The sequence below is a fragment of the Paenibacillus koleovorans NBRC 103111 genome (assembly GCF_004000845.1).
GTDB classification, from domain to species: domain Bacteria; phylum Bacillota; class Bacilli; order Paenibacillales; family NBRC-103111; genus Paenibacillus_AA; species Paenibacillus_AA koleovorans.
Genome location: NZ_BIMA01000001.1, coordinates 144,722 through 167,879, shown reverse-complemented (window position 1 = coordinate 167,879; position 23,158 = coordinate 144,722). Strand labels below are relative to the sequence as shown.

The 23,158-nt window shown below is 57.6% G+C and carries 24 protein-coding genes; 17 read left to right on the top strand and 7 right to left on the bottom strand.

The features are described 5' to 3' along the window. Positions 1-71: 71 nt before the first annotated feature. Entirely contained in the window at positions 72-779 is a 708-nt protein-coding gene (locus PKO02S_RS00790; RefSeq protein ID WP_127579006.1) for a histidine phosphatase family protein, read from the bottom strand. Positions 780-940: 161 nt separating this feature from the next. Between PKO02S_RS00790 and PKO02S_RS00785 the strand changes: the two genes are divergently transcribed. The 5 genes from PKO02S_RS00785 (at position 941) to PKO02S_RS00765 (ending at position 5,650) form a co-directional block, all read left to right on the top strand. After that, the gene (locus tag PKO02S_RS00785; protein ID WP_164821223.1) at positions 941-1,780 is read left to right on the top strand and encodes an AraC family transcriptional regulator; all 840 of its coding nucleotides are present in this window, start codon (positions 941-943) and stop codon (positions 1,778-1,780) included. A gap of 104 nt (positions 1,781-1,884) precedes the next feature. Then, entirely contained in the window at positions 1,885-2,754 is an 870-nt protein-coding gene (locus PKO02S_RS00780; RefSeq protein WP_127579003.1) for a phytanoyl-CoA dioxygenase family protein, read from the top strand. 125 nt (positions 2,755-2,879) lie between these two features. Then, complete coding sequence (locus PKO02S_RS00775; RefSeq protein ID WP_164821222.1) at positions 2,880-3,755, top strand: GNAT family N-acetyltransferase; 876 nt, start codon at positions 2,880-2,882, stop codon at positions 3,753-3,755. Positions 3,756-3,794: 39 nt separating this feature from the next. Next, the gene (locus tag PKO02S_RS00770) at positions 3,795-4,718 is read left to right on the top strand and encodes an NAD-dependent epimerase/dehydratase family protein (RefSeq protein WP_127578999.1); all 924 of its coding nucleotides are present in this window, start codon (positions 3,795-3,797) and stop codon (positions 4,716-4,718) included. After that, positions 4,715-5,650, top strand: coding sequence for a PhzF family phenazine biosynthesis protein (locus PKO02S_RS00765; protein WP_127578997.1), 936 nt, complete (start codon positions 4,715-4,717; stop codon positions 5,648-5,650). The genes PKO02S_RS00770 and PKO02S_RS00765 overlap by 4 nt, the downstream gene beginning before the upstream one ends. 175 nt (positions 5,651-5,825) lie before the next feature. On the opposite strand, the gene PKO02S_RS00760 is transcribed toward PKO02S_RS00765, so the two are convergent. Further along, complete coding sequence (locus tag PKO02S_RS00760; protein WP_127578995.1) at positions 5,826-6,671, bottom strand: hypothetical protein; 846 nt, start codon at positions 6,669-6,671, stop codon at positions 5,826-5,828. A gap of 79 nt (positions 6,672-6,750) precedes the next feature. Next, positions 6,751-9,360 carry an ATP-binding protein gene (locus PKO02S_RS00755; protein WP_127578994.1) on the bottom strand — a complete coding sequence of 870 codons (2,610 nt, stop codon included), beginning with the start codon at positions 9,358-9,360 and terminating at the stop codon, positions 6,751-6,753. Positions 9,361-9,681: 321 nt separating this feature from the next. Here PKO02S_RS00755 and PKO02S_RS00750 point away from each other — a divergent pair, with 321 nt between their 5' ends. Continuing rightward, the gene (locus tag PKO02S_RS00750) at positions 9,682-10,440 is read left to right on the top strand and encodes an aminoglycoside 3'-phosphotransferase (protein WP_127578993.1); all 759 of its coding nucleotides are present in this window, start codon (positions 9,682-9,684) and stop codon (positions 10,438-10,440) included. 19 nt (positions 10,441-10,459) lie between these two features. On the opposite strand, the gene PKO02S_RS00745 is transcribed toward PKO02S_RS00750, so the two are convergent. Beyond that, positions 10,460-11,008, bottom strand: coding sequence for a GNAT family N-acetyltransferase (locus tag PKO02S_RS00745; RefSeq protein WP_281280393.1), 549 nt, complete (start codon positions 11,006-11,008; stop codon positions 10,460-10,462). A 100-nt stretch (positions 11,009-11,108) separates the two neighbouring features. Here PKO02S_RS00745 and PKO02S_RS00740 point away from each other — a divergent pair, with 100 nt between their 5' ends. After that, a complete protein-coding gene (locus PKO02S_RS00740; RefSeq protein WP_127578992.1) occupies positions 11,109-11,861 on the top strand; it encodes a DUF975 family protein in 753 nt (250 codons plus the stop codon). Between the two features lie 18 nt (positions 11,862-11,879). Here PKO02S_RS00740 and PKO02S_RS00735 read toward each other — a convergent pair whose 3' ends face one another. Beyond that, entirely contained in the window at positions 11,880-12,710 is an 831-nt protein-coding gene (locus PKO02S_RS00735; RefSeq protein ID WP_127578990.1) for a helix-turn-helix domain-containing protein, read from the bottom strand. Positions 12,711-12,843: 133 nt separating this feature from the next. On the opposite strand from PKO02S_RS00735, the gene pyk reads away from it, so the two are divergent. Further along, a complete protein-coding gene (gene pyk / locus PKO02S_RS00730; protein WP_127579135.1) occupies positions 12,844-14,277 on the top strand; it encodes a pyruvate kinase in 1,434 nt (477 codons plus the stop codon). Positions 14,278-14,408: 131 nt separating this feature from the next. On the opposite strand, the gene PKO02S_RS00725 is transcribed toward pyk, so the two are convergent. Next, on the bottom strand, positions 14,409-14,891 hold the full coding sequence (locus tag PKO02S_RS00725) for a cupin domain-containing protein (protein WP_127578988.1): 483 nt from the start codon (positions 14,889-14,891) through the stop codon (positions 14,409-14,411). Between the two features lie 178 nt (positions 14,892-15,069). Between PKO02S_RS00725 and PKO02S_RS00720 the strand changes: the two genes are divergently transcribed. Next, the gene (locus tag PKO02S_RS00720) at positions 15,070-15,366 is read left to right on the top strand and encodes a DUF6509 family protein (protein WP_127579133.1); all 297 of its coding nucleotides are present in this window, start codon (positions 15,070-15,072) and stop codon (positions 15,364-15,366) included. 12 nt (positions 15,367-15,378) lie between these two features. Here the strand turns inward: PKO02S_RS00720 and PKO02S_RS00715 are convergent, their stop codons facing one another. Next, the gene (locus tag PKO02S_RS00715) at positions 15,379-16,113 is read right to left on the bottom strand and encodes a YwaF family protein (RefSeq protein ID WP_127578986.1); all 735 of its coding nucleotides are present in this window, start codon (positions 16,111-16,113) and stop codon (positions 15,379-15,381) included. A 174-nt stretch (positions 16,114-16,287) separates the two neighbouring features. Here PKO02S_RS00715 and PKO02S_RS00710 point away from each other — a divergent pair, with 174 nt between their 5' ends. The 8 genes from PKO02S_RS00710 to phnH all read left to right on the top strand — a co-directional run bounded on the left by PKO02S_RS00710 (position 16,288) and on the right by phnH (position 23,158). Continuing rightward, positions 16,288-16,932 carry a DapH/DapD/GlmU-related protein gene (locus PKO02S_RS00710; protein WP_307720002.1) on the top strand — a complete coding sequence of 215 codons (645 nt, stop codon included), beginning with the start codon at positions 16,288-16,290 and terminating at the stop codon, positions 16,930-16,932. Between the two features lie 883 nt (positions 16,933-17,815). After that, the gene (gene phnF / locus PKO02S_RS00705; RefSeq protein WP_127578984.1) at positions 17,816-18,565 is read left to right on the top strand and encodes a phosphonate metabolism transcriptional regulator PhnF; all 750 of its coding nucleotides are present in this window, start codon (positions 17,816-17,818) and stop codon (positions 18,563-18,565) included. A 22-nt stretch (positions 18,566-18,587) separates the two neighbouring features. Further along, positions 18,588-19,574 carry a phosphate/phosphite/phosphonate ABC transporter substrate-binding protein gene (locus PKO02S_RS00700; protein WP_246066774.1) on the top strand — a complete coding sequence of 329 codons (987 nt, stop codon included), beginning with the start codon at positions 18,588-18,590 and terminating at the stop codon, positions 19,572-19,574. Between the two features lie 24 nt (positions 19,575-19,598). Further along, entirely contained in the window at positions 19,599-20,342 is a 744-nt protein-coding gene (gene phnC, locus PKO02S_RS00695) for a phosphonate ABC transporter ATP-binding protein (protein ID WP_127578982.1), read from the top strand. Positions 20,343-20,366: 24 nt separating this feature from the next. Beyond that, complete coding sequence (gene phnE, locus PKO02S_RS00690; protein ID WP_127578980.1) at positions 20,367-21,155, top strand: phosphonate ABC transporter, permease protein PhnE; 789 nt, start codon at positions 20,367-20,369, stop codon at positions 21,153-21,155. Next, a complete protein-coding gene (gene phnE / locus PKO02S_RS00685) occupies positions 21,152-21,994 on the top strand; it encodes a phosphonate ABC transporter, permease protein PhnE (RefSeq protein WP_127578978.1) in 843 nt (280 codons plus the stop codon). Before phnE (PKO02S_RS00690) ends, phnE (PKO02S_RS00685) begins: the two co-directional genes overlap by 4 nt. Positions 21,995-21,999: 5 nt before the next feature. After that, a complete protein-coding gene (gene phnG / locus PKO02S_RS00680; RefSeq protein ID WP_127578976.1) occupies positions 22,000-22,437 on the top strand; it encodes a phosphonate C-P lyase system protein PhnG in 438 nt (145 codons plus the stop codon). Next, a complete protein-coding gene (gene phnH, locus PKO02S_RS00675) occupies positions 22,424-23,158 on the top strand; it encodes a phosphonate C-P lyase system protein PhnH (RefSeq protein ID WP_127578974.1) in 735 nt (244 codons plus the stop codon). The genes phnG and phnH overlap by 14 nt, the downstream gene beginning before the upstream one ends.

Genomic DNA, 23,158 nt, shown 5'->3' with positions numbered 1-23,158 from the left:
AAGAGAAATGTATCAACCGCATTTGTGGAAAAAAACGAAAGCCCCCATCCTGACCGGCGGGAGCTTCTTCATCAATCGATATTGTCGGCGGTCAGCCCCGCCTGGCTGATCGGTAAGCCGGCTTGATACAGATGGCCGACATCGCCGACGCCATAGCAACGCGGCACCGCCCAGCCGTGCGAACGCTCCTCCATGACGATGGTCGTCACCGAGCTTGGCGCGATCCAGAAGCCGGCCCACACCATCGGGAGCGGCAGCTCCAGCAGATGCGATAGCCAAGCGAGCCCGAAGCCGAGGTGGCAAAACATCGCGATCGTATCGGGGTTGCGCTCCACGATTTTATAGCGGCCGCCTTCGCGCTTATAGCCGTTCTCCTCGAAGAAGCGGTCCGAATTCGTCTGGATATCCCGGTATTTCTCATTGATTTGCGGGGTATTGAACGGCGCCTTGTGCTGCCAGTCTTCGCTCGAAGGGTACGGCCGATGCTCGCGCACCCAAGTGCTGTCGGCGTTCCAAGCGACAACGGACTCGCCGGCGGCGTTGTCGATGCGCACACCGTCGAGCTCGGTCGTCCAAGGCAAAATGACCGGCTCCATGCCGACCTTGTCCGCCGTATATTGCATCGTGTGCTTCGCCCGCCCGAGCGGCGAGCTGTAGATCCGGTCAAGCTTCGTCCGGCTCAGCCGTTCGGCAAGCGCTTGGGCTTCCAGGTGGCCGGGAGCGGTAATCGTATGGTTCGGGTAATCCGGTTCGGCGTGGCGGATCATATAAATTTTCATAACAGCCTCCAAGATAAGGTTTCCATTCCCCCTCAGTATAGGGGGCGTCCCAGCGCTAGACAAGCGTTTCCGCCGCCATGCAAAAATTCGCGTGCCTGCCGCCGTCTGCCTGTATAATAGGAGTAACCTACACCATGCTTGAGAGGGGAGAAGATCCCTTGATGAACTTTGGGCTACAAAACAATCAAAATTCCGGCATCGCCCGCTGCGAGGTCGGCTGGAACTGGAATCCCGCGCCGCTCGGCGATTACGACCTCTGGTATGTTGTAGCCGGCCGCGGCGAAATGAGGCTGAACGGCCAAGTCCACCCGATCCGTCCAGGCGCGTGCTTTCTCGTGCATCCGGGCGACAAACCTTCCGCCGAGCAGGATCTAGAGCATCGGTTGACCGTTATTTTCATCCATTTCGACGTGTACACGCTGGGGAAAGAGCGAAGCACGATCACACCCGATCTGTTGCCTGAGCGAGTCGCCTACATCGAGGATACGGCGGAGTTCGAGCGGCTGCTGCACCAGGCGCTGGATTGCCGTTACCAGCAGGATGCGTGGTCGGAGCAGGAATTCGACAGCGCGATCAAGCAGGTGCTGATCCGAATGTATCGTTCCAGGCGGCAGTCGTCCGACACAGCGTCGGCTCTGTCGCACAAGCAGCGGCAAGCGGTCTCTCGCATCATGCATCGGATTCAAGAGGAGGGCGGTCGTCGCCTGCCGCATGAGGAACTGGCCGAGCTCGTCGGGCTAACCCCCGCGTATATGAACAAAATTTTCAAGCAATACACCGGCACATCCGTCAAAGAATACATCACCCGGATCCGGCTCCAGCGAGCCAAACATTTGCTTACAGAGACGACGATGAATGTGTCGCAGGTGTCGGACGCGCTTGGGTATGCTTCCATTTTCCTGTTCAGCAAGCAGTTCAAGAAGCAGTTCGGGGAGCCGCCTTCCGCCTTTTCGCTGAAATCGGACCCGCCCCAATCCCATCCCCTGAAGAGGCGCCAATAGCCGTTTGAGTACAAAGGATTGCAAGCTCGCTCTATGTTCACCGACCGCGGCCAGCCTGTAAGCTAGAGCTATGAAATATATTGATTCTAGCGGGGGGATGGGCCATGAGCAAGACGCAAAAGACGTTGTATGCTTACGAAAATGAAGATGAAGTGCAGCTCGCGCAGAACATAGCAACCAACATGTATCGGTATGACCAATTCGAGGAAAAGCCGATCGGACGACTGGAAGATTTGACGGACGCCGATGTGCGAAGGTTCTGGGAGCAAGGCTACTTGGTCGTGGAAGAGGCGTTGTCGCCGGAAGAGGTCGGCACCTCGATCGAGGCGCTGATGGATATTTTGTCCGGAGCCTCGAAGGGCTCGAAGGTGCAGTTCGTCAAGCCGAGAAGCGAGCTGCACACGCTGGAGGAGGTCGAGCTGGCGGCGCGCAAGGTGTACGACTATATCGATCATGAGCCGCGGCTGCACGCGATCGCCTACAAGGAAGGCATCATGGAGGCGATGGCCAAGCTGTTCGGAGAGCCGGCCAAGCTCGCACAGGATCAAGCGATCCTGAAGCCGCCGACCGGAGGCGCCGAGAAGCCTTGGCACCAGGATATGGCGTACGGGCCGCTGGCTTACGACAAGTCGGTCATCGGCCTGTGGATGGCGCTTGACCCGGCGGAGCTGGACAACGGCTGCATGCATGTGATCCCGTACTCCCATCGGGAAGGCGGGGTTCCGCACTATGCCGTGCGAGACTGGCAGCTGTGCGACGTCGCGGTCCAAGTGAATCGAGACGTGGCGGTGCCGCTCAAGCCGGGCGGGATGCTTATTTTCTCCGGGCTGCTGCATCATGGGACGCCGCCGAACTTCTCCCCGAAGCGCCGCCGCGCGCTGCAGATCCATTATGCGCCGCAATCCGCGGTCAAGCTGACGCCTCAGGAATACAAACGAATGTTTACGAACGAAATGACCGGCGCGGAGTGCTGATCGACTCCAATCGGTCTAATATCCTCTTGATAGGAGCTTGGTGTCGAGGAGACGCCGGGCTCCTATTGCCATTCTCCGGACATTCGCTTACAATAAAGCGCAACTTATTCATGGAGGCGATCCGGATGCGGACAACCGTCGAGTACGAATCGGTGCGGCATTTTATGCAGCGCGTGGAAGAACCGTTGGAGCGTGATGAATCGGCGAACAACCTGATTCTGGGTCTGCTATACATGCTTCGGGACAAAGAGCGGCGGGGCGAGTCGGCGGAAGGGAACGTCTTGATGACGGTCGAAGACGATGAGGGAGCCCTCTGTCTGGCGGCGCTGCTCAATCCGATCAATCTCGTTGTAGCTTCCATTTCGGCTCAGGGCGATGGGAGTGCGGCGCTATCGGCGGCTAGTTTGACGACCCATGTGCTGCAATCCGGCTGGAGCTTGCCTGGGATTGTCGGTCCTCTAGAAGCCTCCGAGGCGATTGCCAAGGCTTGGGCGGCGAAGTCGAGACAGATTGCGATTGTGAAAATGAATCAAAAAATATATCGGCTCGATCAAGTGTGCCCTGGCATGGTCGGCCCCGGCGAGCTCGTGTGCGCCGAAGCGGAGCATCAGCAGTTGGTTGCGGACTGGCTGTTCGCTTTCTCGGCGGCGGTCGGCGAGGCGCTGTCCCGGGAGGCTGCCTTGCAGAAAGCGGCGGACGATATTCGCAGCCGCTCGATTTACTTGTGGCGCACGGAAGCCGGCATCGTGAGCATGGCGAAGCGGTCGAGACCGACGCGGAACGGCATCGTCATCGCGATCGTCTATACGCCGCCGGAGCATCGCAAGATGGGTTACGCGTCCTCCTGTGTAGCCTCGCTGAGCCAGCTGCTGCTGGAGCAGGGCTTCCGCTTCTGCAGCCTATACACCGATCTGGCGAATCCGACGTCGAACAAAATATATATGGACATCGGCTATCGGCCGATTCAAGATTCGATCCTTTACCGGTTTCGCGATCGTTGAGCGCCGGTTGATTTTACAAATGGCTGAGGGGGTGCATACGTGGAGAAGAAAGTATTGGTGCTGGGAGGCACGCAGTTTTTCGGCAAAAGGCTTGTAGCAAAGCTGGTGGAGGATGGCGCTGACGTCACGATAGCGACGAGGGGGCGTACCCAGGATCCGTTCGGGGATGCGGTTCGGCGCGTTCAGCTGGATCGGCAGGATCGCAGTAGCGTGGGGAGCGCCCTGAAGACCGGAGAGTGGGACATTCTTTACGACCAAACCTGCTATGCGCCGAAGGAAGCAGCCGATGTGTGGGAGACGGTGAACGGCCGCATCGGACGGTATGTGTTCACGTCGACTATGGCGGTGTACGAGCTGGGCATCGGGAAGACAGAGGCTGACTTCGATCCTGCTCGTTTTGCCTATACGCTAGGAGACAGAGCGGCTTATCGTGGCGGCATGGAAGGGTATCGGCTGGCGAAAAGAGAAGCTGAGGCGTACTTGTTCCAACAGGTGTCGGTGCCGGTTACGGCGGTGCGGTTCCCCTATGTGATCGGTCCTGACGACTATTCGAACCGATTGCGGTTTCTTGTGGAGCGGGTGTGTGCGGGTGCGGAGATTGGTGTGGCGGATGCGGACGCTTTCCTGGCTTTCATTTCCTCGGAGGAGGCTGCCTCTTTCTTGAAATGGGCGGGCGAAGCGGACTGGTCGGGTCCGATCAATGCCGGTTCGTACGGGTTTATTACGCACCGGGTGCTGTTGGAGAGGATCCGAGCGATCGCAGGCGTCGGGACAGGCGCGCGGTTCGTGCGGGAGGCGGAGCCGTCGAGTACATCGCCGTACACGCTGCCAGGCTCCTGGACGCTTGAAGTTTCCCGGGCGTCGGGACTGGGCTTCACCTTCGAGCAGCTCGACGACTACTTGCCCGGATTGCTGCGGATGTATGTGGATCAACTGGGGAATGGCGGAGGTGATCGCGATTGAGCAGGAAGGTGACAGTTCATCATTACGACGCTTTCTCGCGAACGCCGAACAAGGGGAATCCCGCCGGCCTTGTGCTGGATGGGGAGGCGTTCACCGAAGCGGAAATGCTCGACATCGCTGCACAAGTCGGCTTCAATGAGACCTCGTTCCTTGTGCGCTCAGAGGTGGCCGATTGGCGGATTCGGTATTTCACGCCGGGGCATGAAATGAATTTATGCGGTCACGCGACGATGGCTACGATCTACGCGCTGAAGACGCGCGGCCTAATTGGCGATCGGGAGGAGTTGACGATCGAGACCAAGGCCGGCGTGCTGCCGATCCGGCTCGAGCAGGGGGCCGGCGAGGACGACTGGTGGATTACGATGAAGCAGGCGCCGCCGCAATTCGTGCCGTTCGGCGGCTCGCCAGCCGAGCTGGCAGGGGCGATCGGCCTGGAGGAGGCCGATCTGGATAAGGCGCTCCCGATTGTGTACGGCAGCACCGGTATCTGGACTTTGCTGGTGCCGGTCCGCACGCTGGAGGCGTTCCGCAGGATGAAGCCGGGTAATGCGCGGTTCCCCGGGCTACTGACCGAGATGCCGCGAGCTTCGCTGCATCCGTTCTGCTTGGAGACGTATGATCCCTCTGCGCAGATGCATGCCCGCCATTTCTCCTCACCCTACTCGGGGACGGTGGAAGATCCGGTCACTGGGACCGCTTCCGGCGTGATGGGCGCTTATTATGCGACTTATTTGGGGGCGGTGACCGGCGCTGACGAAGGCGGACTGCAGCTGCTGATCGAGCAAGGCCAGGAAATCGGTCGCGACGGTCGTGTTCAAGCGTTGGTCGCTCGCGACGCGGAGGGGCGGATGGATGTGCGAATCCGGGGGCAGGCGGTTTACGTCGGGGATCTCGAAATTTCGCTGAAGACAGGCCAAGATAAAGTGGACTGAGAGCTAAGCAGTAACTACGGGATCATCTTATTCGCAACAAAACCGCTCCAAGCGGAGCGGTTTCGGGGATATAGCGATATGGGAAATGCTATCGGGGAGCAACCGGCGCGTTTTGGCCGATGGCCCGGGGGCCTGATATGTGGCGAGAACGCAACGCGTTAGGCTGACCGACCGACTACACCTTCTGAATCCGGGAAGGGTTGTTGATTTTGTAAGGGACAGGGTGTTTGGTCAGCTTCTTGGCCACGATCTTGCACTCGAATGTGAGCGAGTCGCCGACTTCCAGCTCCAGCTTCTTGAGCGTAGCGCTGTAGCTGGACCAAGCCATGCCGAGCTCGAGCTCCGGCTCTACGATCGCGACCGCGTCGTAGATGATCACCTCGTCGTCTTCGTCGGCGAAGTGATTCGGAACTGTTGTAAACTCCTTCACGACCGCCGTCATCTTGACCTTCTCCTCCGGGAGCTGGACTTTGCCGGATGCCTTCGGCTTCTTGCCGGCCGCCGGCTCCTTGGCTGGAGCAGCGCTTGAAGCTGCCGTCGCCGCCGCTGCAGGTTTCCCTGGCGCCGGAGCTGCCTCGGGTGCCGCTGCCGAAGCTTCCTCCACCGGTGCAGGCGCCGCCACGTTGACCGCTGCCGGAGCTTCCTCCACGGGCGCCCCCGGCGCCGCGTTGACCGCTGCAGCTTCCGACTCGGCTCCTCCGCCGTTGACCGCTGCACCGGAATTATCGGCCGCAATCCCGATCACCGCGCGCTGGCCATACGTGGACGCTTGCATCTCCTTGAGGAAAGCGGGGTGGATGCAGTGCTTGTCCCCATTGTCGAAGGAGACGACGGCGGTATAAGCGTCTACATAACCCACAATGCTGCAATTCAGCTGTTTTCCGTTGCCTTTGTAGAGGAATATTTTGGTCTTGGCGGCCTTGTCGGACAGCAAGCCCCAGCTCTTGCACTGGTCCAACTGATCGGTCTCATCCTCGAAGGCTGTGTATGTATTAGGTTCAATAATGAACGAATAGGACATGTCGCATCTCCACCTTTCTATCGTACCCCTCTATTTTACCACAAAAGGGCGCCGATTCCCTAGAGCCCGGAATTTCGCTCTAGCCGGCTTGCGATTGGTCGGGGCTGCGAATCGCTTCCTGCAACACACGGAACAGCTCCCCAGGCTCGAAAGGTTTGGTGACATAGCCGTTCATGCCGATCGAGAATACCTGCTCCTGGATGCCGTTCATCACTTCCGCTGTGATGGCGATGATCGGCGTTTGGTTCAGATGCGCCATCCGCCGCATTCGCTCCGTCGCCTCGTAACCGTCCATCACGGGCATCTGCAAATCCATCAAAATCGCATCATAGGTGCGATCGGCAACCCGGCTGACCGCTTCCTGTCCGTTCTCCGCCACATCCACGCGAGCTTCCATTCTCTCCAGAATCGTCATCGCCACTAGCTGATTGATCGCGTTGTCCTCAACGAGCAGGATGGAGGCCCCGTTTAGCGAAGCATGAGCTCGCGCTGTCGGTGTCGGTATCACGCTAGCATTGGCATTAGCATCAGCTTTAGCGTTAGCTTCGGTATTTGCATCTACGCCCGTATTGTCTCCTGGATCTTCCTGGGCCGCCGCTGCCGCAACTTCCAGCCACCCGCCGGCCAACGGCTCCAACTCCTTATACCGCTCCGTATCCTCAGCTACATCCGCGACCCCGAGCTTCACCGTGAAGGCAAAGCAGCTGCCCCGCCCCTGCTCGCTCTGCACCTGAATCGTTCCACCCATCAGCTCGACCAAATTTTTGGAGATGGCCAGTCCTAGCCCAGTACCTCCATATTTCCGCGTCGTCGACATATCGGCTTGCATGAACTCTTCGAATAAATGCTGCTGCTGCTGCTCGGACATGCCGATCCCCGTATCGCGGACTTCGAAGCGTAGAGTGATGCCGTCCAATTGCCGCTCCTCCAATAAGACGGTCACAGTGATGCTGCCGATGGACGTGAATTTGATCGCGTTCTGCGTCAGATTGAGCAGCACCTGCGTCAGCCGGAACGGGTCTCCAACCATCACCCGGGGCACATCCTGCGCCAGCTCGAGCTGGAGGCGAAGCCCCTTAAGCTTTATTTTGTCCTCTACCATATGCTGCAGATCGTGGATCAAGGCTCGAGGCTCGAAGCCGATACGCTCCAGCTCGATGCGGTGCGCCTCCGCTTTGGAGAAGTCCAGTACCGAATTGATCAAGGTCAGCAGGTTTTGCGCGGACAGGAGCGATTTGCTCAGATAGTCTTGCTGCTGGCCGCTCAACGGGGTTTGCTGGAGTAAATAATTCAAGCCGATGATCGCGTTGATCGGGGTTCGGATCTCGTGGCTCATGCGGGCCAGGAACTGGCTCTTCGCCCGGTTGGAGGCGTCTGCTGCCTCGCGGCGCTTCAGCTCCGTCTGATCGTGAATCGTGCCGGTCACTCCGATCGTGCGCCGATTATCGCTGATAATCGGTGCCAGCGATGCCGTGTAGGTGGACAGATGCGGCTGTCCCGGCAGCTTCAGCGTCAGCTCGAACTGCTGCATCGTCTGCAGACGAACCGTCCGCGTAAAATGGTCTTCCCATGCCGTCGCCTCCTCGAATGGCACCCAGTCCAGCAGCGCGCTGCCCAGCAGCGAGTCCGGCGTTTCCCCCGTGAACCGACAAAACTTCTGATTTACCGACGTGAGCCGACCATCAATCGCAAAGCTTAGAATAAAATCTTGCGAATTCTCGACCAGCAGGCGGTATCGCTCCTCGCTAACCTGCAAGGTCCGCTCCGCATGGCGGCGCTCCGAAATATCGACGGCGTTGCCGATGACGGCGTCCACTGCCCCCTGGCGGAAAATCGGCTGAAGCGTCAGGAGCAGGTTGAAGCCTCGGAAGTCGGTCTCATAGGTGACTCGTTCGCCGGACCAGGCGCGTTCGTATTGTTTGTTCAGGTGCTCGGCGAAGCTGACATCGAAGCCGGAAACGTCCTCAACCGATCGCCCGATCAAGTCGTTCGGCTCGAGCTTCAGCTGTCCGAGCAGCTCGCCCTCGGCCAGGACGTAAGTGAAACGATCTTTTATACGCACAAACTTGAACATAAACCCCGGCTGCGTGCGCAGCATATCAAGCATCTCCTGTTCGAGCTGCTGGATGCGGAGCTTGTCGTCGAGCGCGACCATCAGGTACCGGAGGAACAAGGCGATCAGCATGGCGAAAACGAATTGGTAGACGATATATTGCCAGACGGCGTGGAAGGAGATGGACCCGATCAACCAGATGCCAATGTAGAAGTACAAGAGCAAGAATAAGGAGCCGCCGATCCATTTGGTTCTGTAAGTGGGCAGCTTGACGAACAAATAGCCGGTTCCGAGCGTCGCCGTAATCCCGATTGCAATCTGGATCCAGCTCTGGGTCCAGCCCTCGACGAGCAGACGCCCGAGTTGAATAACCCCATACGTGACGATGGCCGAGATCGGTCCGCCTAGGAACGAAGCTAACAAGTAGGCGATGCCTCTGAAATTAAGCATGGTGCGCGCGTCGACCGTCACGCTGAAGAACAGCAAGATGACGCCCAACCCGCCATGAAGGGCTCCGACATACAGCTTGTACAGCCATTGCGACCGGACAACCGCGTCTTTGCGCAGCAAATAGGGCTCCACCAGGAAGGCGAAGACACTAATGATAGCAAAATTCAGGATCCATTCCCTTAGCACAAAGCTCCCCCCTAATGTGAAATTTGCATAGGAACAAAGACCTTTCCGTTTGTCGAAACTATAGGGCTTCTATCTTATATATTACATGGCAATGTCAGGTTTGGCTATGGAGCTAAGTCGAAAAATTAATATATTTGTTAATTGAGGGAGCTATTCCTTATAACGATACTTTCCGGGGAGAGCGGCATTCGATGTGCTATAGTGGGGGTACTGCAGGAGAGACGGGGATTGGCGATGCAAGCGTGGCCGGCGATTCGGCAGGGTTTGACGACGGAGTAGACGAATGCTTGAGTCAGTGTTGGGAAAGTAGGTGGAGTGATAATGAAGCGACACGAAGCACAGGTGGACATCGCAACGATGCCTCAGGAGCTGCAGCCATGGATTCGGGACTCCGTTTTTCAGGATAGCAGTTGCTCCGAGCAGGCACGAACATATCTCGTACAAGGTAGCGAACGGAAAGCCTTTTTGAAAATCAGTGCCCGAGGATCGCTGGAAAAAGAATATGTGATGATGGGCTTTCTACATGGGCACGGGATGGCACCGGAGGCTGTCGCGTACGTCCAGGACGACCAATTCGACTATTTCCTATCGGAAGCGGCAGAAGGAGAAGACGGCGTGTCCGGCGGCCATCGGGACGATCCTGACCGGCTGGCGGAAGCGTTCGGCCGGCATCTGCGGATGCTGCACGAGCTGCCGGTTACCGGGTGTCCGTATCCCGAGCGGATGGCGGAGATGGTGCGCGAGGCGGGGGATAAACATCCGGAGGGGCTCCAGGAGGCGGACAACCGACTACTGGCGTTGCTGGAACAGCCCTCGCCGCGCGATTCCTTTGTCATTATCCATGGCGACTACTGTTTGCCCAACATCATCATGGAGGACTATCAGTTTCGAGCGTTTTTCGATTTGGACTACGGCGGCATCGGAGATCGGCATTGGGACTTGTACTGGGGACTGTGGACGCTCGGCTACAACTTGAAAACCGACCGCTACGGCGATCGGTTCCTGGATGCTTACGGTCGGGCGGAGTTTGATCCGAGACGGCTTGAGGCTTGTTCGCGATTGGCGCAACTGCTCGGTTAGTAGCCATACGTCCCGTTGCTCATCCCATAAAAGCCTGCGGATATCGCAGCTCGCCTCGAATCGGCTGTGTGCTCCCTTCAGACTGCAATTCGTACACCATAAACACATTCTCCGGCACCGGAAACTGCTTGAGCTCGAAGCCGAGAGGCTTGGCCGGCCGGAACCCGAACCTCGGATAATACGACGGATGGCCGATCAGGAATATGTGGGAATAGCCGAGTGCCCGGCTTTTCTCGAACCCTGCCTGAATCAGCTTGCCGCCGACTCCTTGCTGCTGATAGTCCGGATGAACGCCGATCGGAGCGAGCACCAGCACTTCGGCGCGGTTGTCCGTCACCGGCTCGATCACTTCCGCTTTACTGATCAGCACATGCCCGACCACTTTCCCGTCCAGCTCCGCTACGAGCGATAGCTCGGGGATAAATCCCGAGGAATGGCGGATCCGCTCCGCTAACCTGGACTCGTTCTCCCGCTTGCCGAACGCCTCATAATGAAGCCGAAATACTTCGGCAAGCTCTTCTTTCGTCTCCGTCCTAATGTGCACCGGTATCCCTGCTTTCCACTTCAAAATTTATTTTTATCATACCATCCCTTCCCTACATTTCCATGGTAGAATATGGACTGCAACCGAATAGGAATGTAGTAGACAAGTTGATGGAGGGGTTTGAATGGGGACTTGGACTAGGCAAGAGCTGAAGTACCGGGCGAAGCAAAGCTTAAGAACGTCGTATTGGAAAGGATTTCTGGTGAGCCTGCTGCTGGCGTTCATAACCGGCGGACTTCCGAGCTGCTCGTCCCAAGTGAGCGGCGGAAGTAGAGGAAGCTCGATTCGGACGGAAATCGGGGGGATGGATGACGGAATATGGGGAATGATCCTCCTCATAGGCATCGTGGTCGCCATCGTAGTCGGGCTGTTTATGCTGGCGTTTCATATTTTCGTAACGTCTCCGTTCACGGTTGGCGTGCGCAAATATTTCATCCGATCGGCCGAAGGCGATGCCAACATGAACGAGCTCGGATTCGGATTCGGCAAAGGGCGCTATATGGCCGCCGTCGTCTCCATGTTATGGGCGAAGCTGCTCAATTTCCTCTGGTTTTTGCTGTTGGTGATTCCGGGTATCGTGAAAGCCTATGCGTACAGCATGGTGCCTTATTTGTTGGCGGACAATCCGACGATCGGGCGGAAACGTGCGGTTGAGCTGAGCAATCGGATGACGCGGGGCCACAAGCTGCGTATTTTCGTATTGGATTTGTCGTTTATCGGCTGGTATTTGCTCGGTACTTTAGCTTGTGTCGTAGGCGTGCTGTTCGTGATGCCGTATTACAACGCCGTCAAGGCGGAGCTGTATTTGGCCATTCGCCGCGAGGCGCTGGAAGAGGGTCTTTGCTCGCCGGAGGAATTGAATTTGGTGAACGTTTAGGCGATTTGCCCAAGCCGATTAAGGACCAGAGCGCCTTTCTTTCATGTAGAAGGAAGGCGTAGCTCCCATCAGCCGCTTGAAGGTGCGCTGGAAATACGACACATCCTTGTAGCCTAGCCATTCGGCGATTTCGGCCACCGTGAGCAAGGAGTCGCGCAACAAATACACCGCCCGTTTCATCCGAACGGCATGGACGAATTCGCTGATCGTCTGCCCTGTTGCTTGGCGGAAAATCGCGGCGGCATAGTTCGGGCTTCGCGAAATCCAGTCCCCCAGCTCGTCCTTCGTAATTTTTTCCCGATACCGCTCCTGAATGTAGCTCTTCATCCGCTCTGCATGCCGATACACCTCGGACTCCACCCGTTGCTCGTCCAGCTCCCGATTCCACAGCGCCAGCAGCTCCAGCACGATCGATGCCGCCCGCACATCCGCATACCGCTCCCGCTCCTCCCACTCCGTATATCCCCGCCGCACGCGATCCAGCATATATTCGTACAAACCCGACTTGCTCTTCAGCCAAAACCGACGCAGCACAAGTGGGAGCCCCAGCCGCTCCGGGTCGGACACCTCGAACGCCAGCACATACTTCTCGTGCATAATGGTCGGGATGCTTTTGCCATAAAAGCCGGCCGTCGGTGGAAGAAGCAGCAAATCGCCTTTTTCCAAAATGACTTTCTCCTGATCAATCCAATAGACGCATTTGCCGTAGCTTACCAGTACAAGCGCATACCGTCCGCCGCCCGCACCCGCACTTGTTCCTAAGCTCACACCCGCCTCGACGGCATGCCTGTGCGACTCTTCAAACCACTCCATCCCCTGGTCATTGCGAAACTCCGTGAGCCGCAGCATAACGATTCCTCTTCTCTGACGGTTAGCATACTATAATGCACTAACCATACTATAGTTCATTTTCGCGCAAACCGATCCGCATTACAATAGAACCATTCATTTTACAACGGAAAGAGGACGGACAAGCATGAAGCTGCGCAAAACGAAAATGGTATGTACGATGGGACCGGCTTGCGATCAAGTGGAGACACTGAAGGAGATGATCGCTTGCGGCATGAATGTAGCCCGGATCAATATGGCGCACGGAGAGCTGGAGGATCACGAGGGACGGATGAATCGCGTGCGTCAGGCGGCTAAGGAGAGCGGAGTTGTGGTGCCGATCTTGATGGATATCAAGGGGCCGGAAATCCGCATCGGCAAACTGAAGGAAGCATCGTATTCGCTGAAAACCGGGGACGCGCTGACGCTGACGACCGACGAGGTGCTGGGCGATGCCGAGCGACTGCCGGTGAACTATAACGAGCTGCCGAAGGTGATCCGACCGGGCAACCGGATTCTGATCGACGACGGACTAATCGAGCTGCATGTGGAAAACGTCGAGGAGACGGAGGTGCACTGCCGCATCCTGAACGGAGGGACGATCAAACCGCGCAAGGGCGTCAACCTGCCGGGCGTAAAAACGACGCTGCCTGGTGTGACAGAGCGAGACATTCGCCATATCGCTTTCGGCGTGGAGCAGCGTGTCGACATGATCGCCATGTCCTTCGTGCGGAGCGCGAACGATGTGCTGCAGGTGCGGCATCTGCTGGAGGAGCATGGCGCGGGGCATGTGCAGATTATTTCCAAGATCGAGAATATGGAAGGGGTCGAAAATCTGGATGCCATCCTCGAGGCGTCCGACGGCATTATGGTAGCGCGCGGGGATTTGGGCGTCGAGATTCCGGTGGAGGACGTGCCGCTCATTCAGAAGCGGATGATCGAGCGGTGCAACGTGGCCGGCAAGCCGGTTATCGTCGCCACGCACATGCTCGACTCGATGCAAGTGAACCCTCGTCCGACGCGGGCGGAAGCGAGCGATGTGGCGAACTCCGTCCTCGAGGGGACGGATGCGATCATGCTGTCCGGCGAGACGGCTGCCGGTCGTTATCCGGTCGAGTCGGTGCGCACGATGGCGACGATCGCGATGAAGGCGGAGTCGATGCTCGCTTCGGAGAGCGGCGGCGGTGGCGTAGCGGGACGGCGGACGACGGCGTCGGCCGGAGGCGATTCAGTGACCGATGTGATCAGCCGCTCGGCCGTCGATGCGTCGCGCACGCTGCTTGCGAAGGCGATCCTGACGCCGACGGAGACCGGCTTCACGGCGCGTATGGTGTCCAAACATCGGCCGGACGCGCCGATCGTCGCCATCACGGCGGACGAGAACGTGCTGAGCCGTCTGGCTCTGGTGTGGGGCGTGTATCCCGTGCTCGGCACGGTGCGCGAATCGATGGACGCGATGTTCCGCACGGTGCTGGACCAAAGCGTGAAGACCGGCCTTGTTGAGAAGGGCGATTATGTGGTCATTACCGCGGGTGTGCCGATCGGCCGGACCGGGGCGACGAATTTGATCCAGGTGCAGCAGGTGTAAGGGACGCGGTTTGATCCAACGATGCGGAGTGACTAGGAGCGTATGAAGCTGCGGAAGGCAGCGATCGCTTGCAGGTAGCTGAGGCTGGCTGTGGTTGTGTAGGTAGCTTTGTTGTGGCTGGCTGCGGTTGGCTACAACTGGCTACTGTTAGCGGAGGGGCGAGATCGACCGCTTACGGCTTTCGCTTCATCTCTGCGGAGGCGTGCGTCCCATAGCGCTTCCGGCTCTGGCAGCAGGACGACGCTTTCCTGCCCGTTCGGATCGGTACGGGCGAGCAGGGCGGCGCATGGTTCGGAGGCGCTGGGGTTGTAAGGGAGGTGCGGCATGCCCGCCGGGATATACAGAAAGCCGCCTTCCTCTGCTTCCGTGTGCTGATCCAGATGGTCGCCATACCACATGCCCGCTCGGCCTTCCATGATGTAGAGGGCGGTCTCGTGATGCTCGTGCAGATATGCTTTTGCTCGAATAAGTGGCGGTAAGGTCAATAGATGCATACAAATTCCTTCCGACCCGACGGTCTCCGCCGAGATCGCCTCTGCATAATCGAACCCTTGCCTGCCGGCATATGTGCGGGAGGAACGCTGCGAGCGGCAAGTCCGTTGCTTCTGACTCATGGTCAAGACTCCTTCCAAGGGATGCTCCATCCCCACATACATATGTTTCCTGTAGAGCGATAAAGAACCATTCGGTATGAAGGCGGTTTCCGAGGTGTGCTTTTCCCTTTTTGCGATCGCTCCGTTATAATGGATTCGTTCTTAATTTTGTTGACGGAAGATGAGGTCGGTGGATTCGATGTTTTCCATTACGGAGTATACGGTTGAGCGCGTGAAGGACCCGTTCGGGATTTTGGCCGGCAGCCGCTATGAGTTTATTCTAGAGCTAGAGGTGGATGAGGAAGACGAGCTTTACTCGGAAAATGGGTTGAATCTGCGTGTCGTGTATCGCGTGGAGGAGGCGCGGCAGGGTGTGGCGAAATACGAGTTTTTGGATAGAAGCACGAACCATTACATCGATTTCGAGCTGGAAGAGGACGAGGCGGCGCTGGTCGAGTCGTTCTGCCGGGAGCATTACATAGAAGGGGACGAGTAGAGCGGAGGCTCTTCACGTCCCTTTTTGCTTCTGAGAGGTGGGGCGGTGTCGGCGTGCAAACGGCAAATAGAGAAGTCCGAACACCACGATGGCGACCGCTTCCATGGAGAGCAAATACCACGGATAGGGCCCGAGAAGATCAAGCAGCGACGCGGTCTCCGGTTTGCGGGCGACGAACATGTAGTTTCCGCCGGTCCAATGGTTGACGCTCCAGACGATAACGAGCATCACGTTCAGGAACAGCATCGTAATCCCGATCGACTTGAGCGTTGGACGGAACCCTTCCACCCAGACCATGTACAAGACGGCGGCGATGATGGCGATATGGGCGATGAAAAACTCCAAGAACAAATAGTGGGGAAACGCATAATACAGGACGGGGGTCAGGAGCGCTTGCATGGCGCCGCCAATCCCGGTGAAGTACACAATTTGGAAGACCAGCCGATTTCGAAAGAGCAGCATGAAAATGCACAACAGCAGAGAAATGCTGCATAGCTCCAGCGGGAGTGTCGATTTCAGGCTGAATACGTCCTCGGTCACGAACCAGATGTTCAGGGTGATTTCACAGATCGCTAAGATAGCCGCCAGGATGTAACGGCCCAGAGCCGCTCGACGGCCTTCCTTCAACCAGAACCGGAGCCGGTACATGGCGAACAGCAGCAACACCGTCAAGACCAGCACTATATAGTGGGAGACGGAAAAAGCGGTAAATAGGGCCGGACTGCTCGCATCCCAAAATCGTCCCATTGAATCCCCCCCCCCAACCTTTGTCTTTCCAACAGTTTACCTCAAATGGTTGTTTGGTAGAAGTGGGTGGCGGCGTTCATTCGTTTACACAACCTTTAAGCGAGCTTAAAAGGCGCTACATATCGCCAAGTTATACTGGAGTCGACTTGTTAAGTGTGAGAGGAGACGACGAGGATGGCGATGACTTATTTTAATAAGACGCATCAGGGGAAACGTCTGTCGGTCGAACCGACGATTCACGAGACGGCCTCGCTGCACAAGAGCTATGTCGGCGAATGGACGGCGATCGGGGCCGGGAGCCGGCTGAACGAAGTGGAGTTCGGCGACTACAGCTATTGCGTCGACCAAGTGCAGATTAATTACGCGGAGATTGGCAAATTTTGCTCGATTGCGTCCCATGTGTGCATCAACCCGGGCAACCATCCGATGTGGCGCGTGACCCAGCATCATTCGACTTACCGCCGGGTGTCATATGGGTTCGCCGAGGCGGATGACGCTGAGTTTTTCGACTGGCGGCGGTCGCACAAGGTTATGATCGGGCACGATGTGTGGATCGGCCACGGCGTGACGGTTATGCCGGGAGTGACGATCGGGACCGGCGCGGTGGTCGGGTCGGGGGCGGTCGTGACCAAGGATGTCGCGCCTTACACGATTGTGGCCGGTGTGCCGGCAAAGCGGATACGGGAGCGGTTCGATCCGGAGACGGCGCGCTGTTTGCTGGACGTCGCCTGGTGGGACTGGTCGCGGGAGGAGCTGGAAGCCAGGTTCGAGCAGTTGAACGATGTGGAGGCGTTTTTGGCGCGGTACGGGAAGGGCTGAGTACCTAAGTACTCCATCTGTTTACCTTATTTCGCATCTTCCGTCTTCTAAGGGCAAGCTGAGTACTCAAGTAAACAAAACGCGAAGCCGGCTTCGCGTTTTGTTTACTTTGGTACTCAGATGCTCCAGATGGAGTCCACTTTGCGAAATTTGCTTCCTTATCTGTTTACTTTGGTACTCAGATATTCGCTGCAGGTCCTTGGCATGAAATCGAATCTATTTCCGGGAGAGGAGCATTTTTTGGCGTAGAGCAGGAGGGTGTGGCCTAACTCCATGAACCTAAGTTCACTTCTTATGAACCGAATTTCGTTAGCAGGCGCTGATCTCGCTCAACTATGAACCTAAGTCCATAGTCCGCGAAGCCAGCTTCCCGAACAGTGAACTTAGGTTCATATCGTAGAGGACGGAAGAGGGTGGAGCGGTTGGCGGCGGGTTAGGTGGGGTAGGTGAGGGAAATTTGGTCTACTTGGTGGAGAAAGCAGGCGCTGGCGGGCGAAGTAGGGGAATATTTGTTCCATTTGGTGGGTAGAGCGGTTGGCAGCGGACTAAGTAGGGATATATTTGGTCTACTTGAGTAACAACTTCCCGTCCGAGCGCCGATCTCAGCACAATGAGTCCGTTTCGAGTAACAACTCTCCACCAACCCCCACCAGCACGAGCGACGATTTGTAGCAGAACGAGTCTTTTCCAACCCCCATGCCCTCGCACTTCCGCACCTCCTACACCCCCGCCAGTACTGTAATCGCCTCTATCTACCGCCTCTCGCAATCTAGAACATTTCCAATTATATTTACACGATTTCTATATAAGGATAACACTGCGCTGATGTCGACAAGTTACGGTTGTGGCAAGGACGAAACGAGGAACGGAGGTGAACCCAAACATGATACGGGAGTCCACATCGAGGCGCGCCACTCCCCGTTATCTGGAAATCGCCGATATCATTCAATCCGAAATCGAAGAAGGCATGTACCGCCTGGACGACCGGCTGCCGTCAGAAGCCCAGCTTTGCGGCCGATTCCGGGAAAACCGCTACACGATCCGCCAAGCGCTGAACATTTTGCTGCACACCGGCGTCATCCGTTCCAACCAAGGCAAAGGTCATTTTGTATGCGAGAAACCGCTTGACATTCAATATACAATCACGCCCAGCACCCGCTACTCGAACGTCATCGCCCACCTCGGCTGCACCCCGCTGGCGAAGCTGCTCCGCCAAGAGCAGCTGCCCGCTCCGGAAACGGTAGCCAAGGCGCTCCAACTCAGCACGGACGAGGAAGTGTACCGGCTCGAAATTCTTCGCTTCGCCGACAGCGTGCCGCTTACTTGGAACGTCACTTGGCTGCCCGTCAAGCGTTTCCCCGGCTTGCTGCAGCATACGGCGGCGCTCGGCTCGCTCTACGCGATGCTTGAGCAAATGTACGGCGTCAAGCTCCACCGCATCTGGTCGACGTTCCAAGCCACGTACCCCACGGCGATGGAAGCGAGCCACCTGCACATTTCCGCCAACACGAACCTGCTGCATATCGAAAGCTTAATGCGCGACGACGACCATCAACTGGTCGAGTACACATCGGCCAAATACCGCGGCGACTTGTGCCGGGTATCGATCCAATTTGAACCGAATCATATCTAACCGTTCCTGGAGGGAATCGAACATGTTCGTGAAACGTTTATTGGAATCCTTGAAGCGCAAGCAGAGACTGCCCCTCATCCTAGCCGCTTTGCTCATCCTCATCGCGGCGGCGGCATGCGGCGAGAAATCCAACCAAGACGGCCAGCAAGTAAACGGCGCTCAACCGACTGCAAAGGCCACGAAGTCCGAAATGCCGGACGTGCTCCGCATCGGTGTCCTGCCCGGTGAGGAGGAAGGAAAACTGTCCCGCGGCAACAAGAAATTCGTGCAAGACCTCGGCGCCGCCCTCGGCATCAAGACCGAGCTGTTCGTAGGCGATGACTACACCGCTGTTATTGAAGCGATGCGCACGAAGAAGATCGACATCGCATCGTTCGGTCCTTTTGCTTACATCATTGCCTCCGAGCGCAGCGGCGCAGTTCCGTTCGCCGTCAAGGCTACGAGCAAGGAAGCCGCCTTCTACCATAGCATGATTGTCGTCCCGACCGACTCCAAGGCGCAGACGATGGCCGATCTGAAGGGCAAAACATTCCTGTTCGCCGACCCGGCTTCCACATCCGGCCACTTGTTCCCGCGCGCCATGTTCATCAACAAGCTAGGTGTGAAGAATGAAGCGATCGAATCGTTTTTCTCCAACGTCTCGTTCTCCGGCGGCCACGACAAGTCGATTCTGGCCATCGCTAACAAAGCGGCGGACGGAGCGGGCGTGTGCGACACATGCATCAAGAAGGTCGTCGACGCCGGTCTCGTGAAAGCATCCGATTATCGTATCTTAGCTACATCCGACCCGATTCCTACAAGCCCATACGCGTACCGCAAAGACTTGCCGGCCGAACTGGTGGAGAAGGTCAAGGCGTTCATGTTCGAGTACCACAATCACAGCGGAGTCGAGGCCGGATTTTTCGCCAACGGGACGCAGCGCTTTTTCCCGATTGAGGACAAAGACTACCAAATCGTGCGGGATACGGCGAAAGCGCTCAACATGACTCCGGAGCAAATGCTGAAATAAGTAATGAGAGCGGGAGGGCGGCACATGGCGGCATTACTCGAAATTCGCAACTTGAAAAAAGTGTACAGCGACGGCACGACCGCACTAAAAGACGTCAATCTCCAAGTGAACCGCGGCGAATTCGTCGTCATCATCGGCTCGAGCGGCGCGGGCAAGAGCACACTGCTGCGCTGCATCAACCGACTTGTCCAGCCTTCGGACGGCACGGTCCTCTTCAACAGCATGGACGCCACCCGGGCGAACCAGCGGCAAGTGCGGCGGCTGCGTCGTGAGGTCGGGATGATTTTCCAAAGCTTCAACCTGATCGAACGGGTGTCGGTGCTGCGCAACGTGCTGCACGGTCGGCTCGGGTATATGAATGCCGTGACGGGAACGCTCGGTCTGTTTGCCAAAAAGGACATCGAGGAAGCGAAACGGATTCTCCACCGGCTCGGCCTGGACCAGCAAATCTACAAGCGTGCCGACGAGCTAAGCGGCGGACAGCAGCAGCGGGTCGGTATCGCACGGGCGCTGTCGCAGCAGCCCCAGCTAATCCTCGCCGATGAACCGATCGCCAGCCTGGACCCGGTCACATCGGAGACGATCATGAGCCACTTGTACACGATTTGCCGGGAAGATGGCATCACCTGCGTCGTGAACCTGCATCAGGTCGAAGTGGCCAAGAAATACGCTACCCGCATCATCGGCATCCACAAAGGCAGCGTCGCGTTCGACGGGAAGCCGGAGCAATTGACCGAGCAAGCCATTCAGCACATTTATCAGAAATAGAGTGACGAGGAGCTGCGAAAAGCAATGGAAGATCGGTTGAAGGAGCTGCAGCAGCGCAAGAAGCTGCAAGCGTGGACCATAGCCGCCTGCATACTGGCTCTAACTGTATGGTCGGCCGTCGAGACGAACTTCTCCATCGGCGCTCTGTCGGAAGGAGGGAGCGAGATCGTTCGCTTCATCTTGTTCGATTTCCTCCCTCCGGATTTCACAACGATCGGCAATCTCATCGGCCCGGCCCTGGATACGATCTACATCAGCTTCGTGGCGATGGTGGTGGGTGCTTTCCTGTCCATGCTGCTAGCCTTCCTGGCGGCCGGCACGACTTCGCCGCATCGACTGGTGCAGGTCGCCGTTCGGGCGTTCTGCTCCGTCATGCGCAACATCCCGACGCTGATCTGGGCGATCCTGCTCGTCTTCGCCTACGGCCTCGGTACAACGGTTGGCTGTATGGCGCTCATCATCACCTCGATCGGGACGTTAACCCGCGCCTATGCGGAAGTACTGGAGGAGATCGACATGAAGCAGGTGGAGGCGATCCGCGCGACCGGAGCCTCTACGATGCAAGTGCTTGGCCAGGCAGTCATGCCGCAATTTATGCCGGGTTTCATCGGCTGGTCGCTGTACAAGCTGGAGCTGAACATCCGGGCGTCCACGATTATCGGGATGGTCGGCGGCGGCGGACTCGGCTTTGCGATCCAGAAAGGGATCAAGCTGTTCCAATACAAGGAAGTGAGCCTGGCGATCCTGATGGTCATCGTCATCATCTTCGTCACGGAATGGACGACAAGTAAAATTAGGGAGCGAATTCTATGAGCTCGGAATGGACCCAGACCGCGGGCAAGCTGGCGGGACGCGGCGGGCAGCCGATCAGCAGCGGTTTTCCGCCGAAGCCGAGGAAGGACCCGGTGCTCGTCGGAGCGGCCGCGTTCGGCGCGTTGTTTTTCGTCTTCTGCCTCATTCAGCTGAATTTCGATTATTACCGCATTTATCAAGGCACGTTGAAATTTATCGGGTCTTTCGCCAAAATGTTTCCACCAAATTGGTCCGATTGGAAAGGTATTCTGGCCTCGGGGCTCGTCACCCTGCAGGTGGCGCTTGTCGGAACGGTGCTGTCGGTGGCGATCGCCTTCGTGCTTTCGTTTCTGGCCGCACGCAATGTGTCGCCTAGGCTTTCCTGGCTGATCAAGGGCTTCGCCTCGTTCCTGCGCGCGGTGCCGACGCTTGTGTGGGCGCTGGTGTTCATCGTGGCAGTCGGGCTTGGTCCGTTCCCGGGCATTCTGGCCATCGCGGTCCATGCCGTCGGCATGCTTGTGAAGGTGTTCTCGCAATCGATCGAGGAGGTGGAGGAAGGCGCACTCGAGGCGATGCGGGCGACCGGGGCGAGCTGGATTCAGATTATGGCGCAAGGCGTGCTGCCGAACGTGATCACTTCTTTTCTGGCGTGGAGCGTCTTCCGGCTGGAAATTGATATTGGCGAATCCGTCATTCTCGGTGCGGTGGGGGCCGGGGGGATCGGCTGGGAAATATCGAATGCGATGCGCGCGTATGAGTTCGACACGGTCGGGTTCGTGGGCATCCTTATTTTTCTCATGGTGTTCAGCGTCGAGTTTTTCAGCAACCGGTTGAAGTCCAAAATCCGAAGGAGGGCCTGACAACGATGAAGAAATGGCAAATTTCCCGCATTCTGATCGAGGGGGACCGCGCTTTGCTGGAGCGGCTGTGCAGGCAGATTGAAGAGCGCTACGAGGTGGAGGAAGTCAGACCGCCGGAGAAAAGCCTCGTGATGACGAAGGCGAACGATTCCGTGTCGCAAAAGCCTTTTTATCTCGGCGAGGTGCTGGTGACCGAATGCACAATCTCGATCGGCGGCGTGTACGGCTTCGGCGTGCTGATGGGGGAAGAGCCGGAGCGGGCTTATCAGCTGGCCGTCGTGGACGGGGCTTTTCAGGCGAAGCTGCCGGAATCGGAAGCTTGGTATGCGGAGCTGCTGGCGGAAGAGCAGCGCATTGCCGCCGTTCATCGCCGCGTCTATACGCAGTCGCTGAACACGAAGGTGAACTTCGACACGATGGAGGAATACAATGCCAAACGTTAAAGAGCTGCCGACATTCGATCGGGTTCATGATACGCAGTTTATTTACCGCCAGCTGCTGGAGGCGATGTCCCGTCCCGGGGAGATCAGCAGCCTGGAGAAGGCGTCGTCGAAGCTGCCGGCCGACTCGCCGCTGCCTGCCATGATCGCGTGTCTGGCGTGGACTTTGCTCGACGGGGAAGTGGGCTTCGCGGTTGAGCTGAAGCTGGGGCCGGGCAAGGCGGAGCTGGAGGAGCACATTCGCCGCCAAATGTTCAGCCGGATCCAATCCGTCTCGCAGGCCGAGTACCTCTTCGTCAGCGGGAGCGAAAGCGAGGAACGGATCCGCCAGCTGATGGGCGCTGTAAAGCGGGGGTCGCTCATTCGACCGGAGGACGGCGCCACGCTGTTCGTGCTGGTGGAGGAACTGGCGTCGGCGGGGGGAGAGGAAGTAGAAACGGAAGCAGAGGCAGAGGCAGGAGCAGAGGCAGGAGCATCGTCCGGCAGCGGCTGCTGCGAGTCAGACTGCGATCGCGGCAGCGGCCTGGACTGCTGGATGATCAGTGGCCCCGGAGTGTTCGACGAGCGCTGCCTGTGCGTGAAGGGGCTGTCGGCTGTATGGCTCGAGGAGCGTGCCCGCGTCAATGCGGAATATCCGATGGGCGTCGATATGGTGCTGTTCACGACGGATGGGAAAGTGGTCGCCTTGCCCAGAACGTCGGTTGTGAAAGGAGTGTGTGGCTGA

Coding starts and splice junctions, on each gene's coding strand:
- PKO02S_RS00790 (WP_127579006.1), bottom strand. CDS start 779: ATGAAAATTTATATGATCCGCCACGCCGAACCGGATTACCCGAACCAT.
- PKO02S_RS00785 (WP_164821223.1), top strand. CDS start 941: ATGAACTTTGGGCTACAAAACAATCAAAATTCCGGCATCGCCCGCTGC.
- PKO02S_RS00780 (WP_127579003.1), top strand. CDS start 1,885: ATGAGCAAGACGCAAAAGACGTTGTATGCTTACGAAAATGAAGATGAA.
- PKO02S_RS00775 (WP_164821222.1), top strand. CDS start 2,880: ATGCGGACAACCGTCGAGTACGAATCGGTGCGGCATTTTATGCAGCGC.
- PKO02S_RS00760 (WP_127578995.1), bottom strand. CDS start 6,671: ATGTCCTATTCGTTCATTATTGAACCTAATACATACACAGCCTTCGAG.
- PKO02S_RS00750 (WP_127578993.1), top strand. CDS start 9,682: ATGAAGCGACACGAAGCACAGGTGGACATCGCAACGATGCCTCAGGAG.
- PKO02S_RS00740 (WP_127578992.1), top strand. CDS start 11,109: ATGGGGACTTGGACTAGGCAAGAGCTGAAGTACCGGGCGAAGCAAAGC.
- PKO02S_RS00735 (WP_127578990.1), bottom strand. CDS start 12,710: ATGCTGCGGCTCACGGAGTTTCGCAATGACCAGGGGATGGAGTGGTTT.
- PKO02S_RS00725 (WP_127578988.1), bottom strand. CDS start 14,891: ATGAGTCAGAAGCAACGGACTTGCCGCTCGCAGCGTTCCTCCCGCACA.
- PKO02S_RS00720 (WP_127579133.1), top strand. CDS start 15,070: ATGTTTTCCATTACGGAGTATACGGTTGAGCGCGTGAAGGACCCGTTC.
- PKO02S_RS00715 (WP_127578986.1), bottom strand. CDS start 16,113: ATGGGACGATTTTGGGATGCGAGCAGTCCGGCCCTATTTACCGCTTTT.
- PKO02S_RS00710 (WP_307720002.1), top strand. CDS start 16,288: ATGGCGATGACTTATTTTAATAAGACGCATCAGGGGAAACGTCTGTCG.
- phnF (WP_127578984.1), top strand. CDS start 17,816: ATGATACGGGAGTCCACATCGAGGCGCGCCACTCCCCGTTATCTGGAA.
- PKO02S_RS00700 (WP_246066774.1), top strand. CDS start 18,588: ATGTTCGTGAAACGTTTATTGGAATCCTTGAAGCGCAAGCAGAGACTG.
- phnC (WP_127578982.1), top strand. CDS start 19,599: ATGGCGGCATTACTCGAAATTCGCAACTTGAAAAAAGTGTACAGCGAC.
- phnE (WP_127578980.1), top strand. CDS start 20,367: ATGGAAGATCGGTTGAAGGAGCTGCAGCAGCGCAAGAAGCTGCAAGCG.
- phnE (WP_127578978.1), top strand. CDS start 21,152: ATGAGCTCGGAATGGACCCAGACCGCGGGCAAGCTGGCGGGACGCGGC.
- phnG (WP_127578976.1), top strand. CDS start 22,000: ATGAAGAAATGGCAAATTTCCCGCATTCTGATCGAGGGGGACCGCGCT.
- phnH (WP_127578974.1), top strand. CDS start 22,424: ATGCCAAACGTTAAAGAGCTGCCGACATTCGATCGGGTTCATGATACG.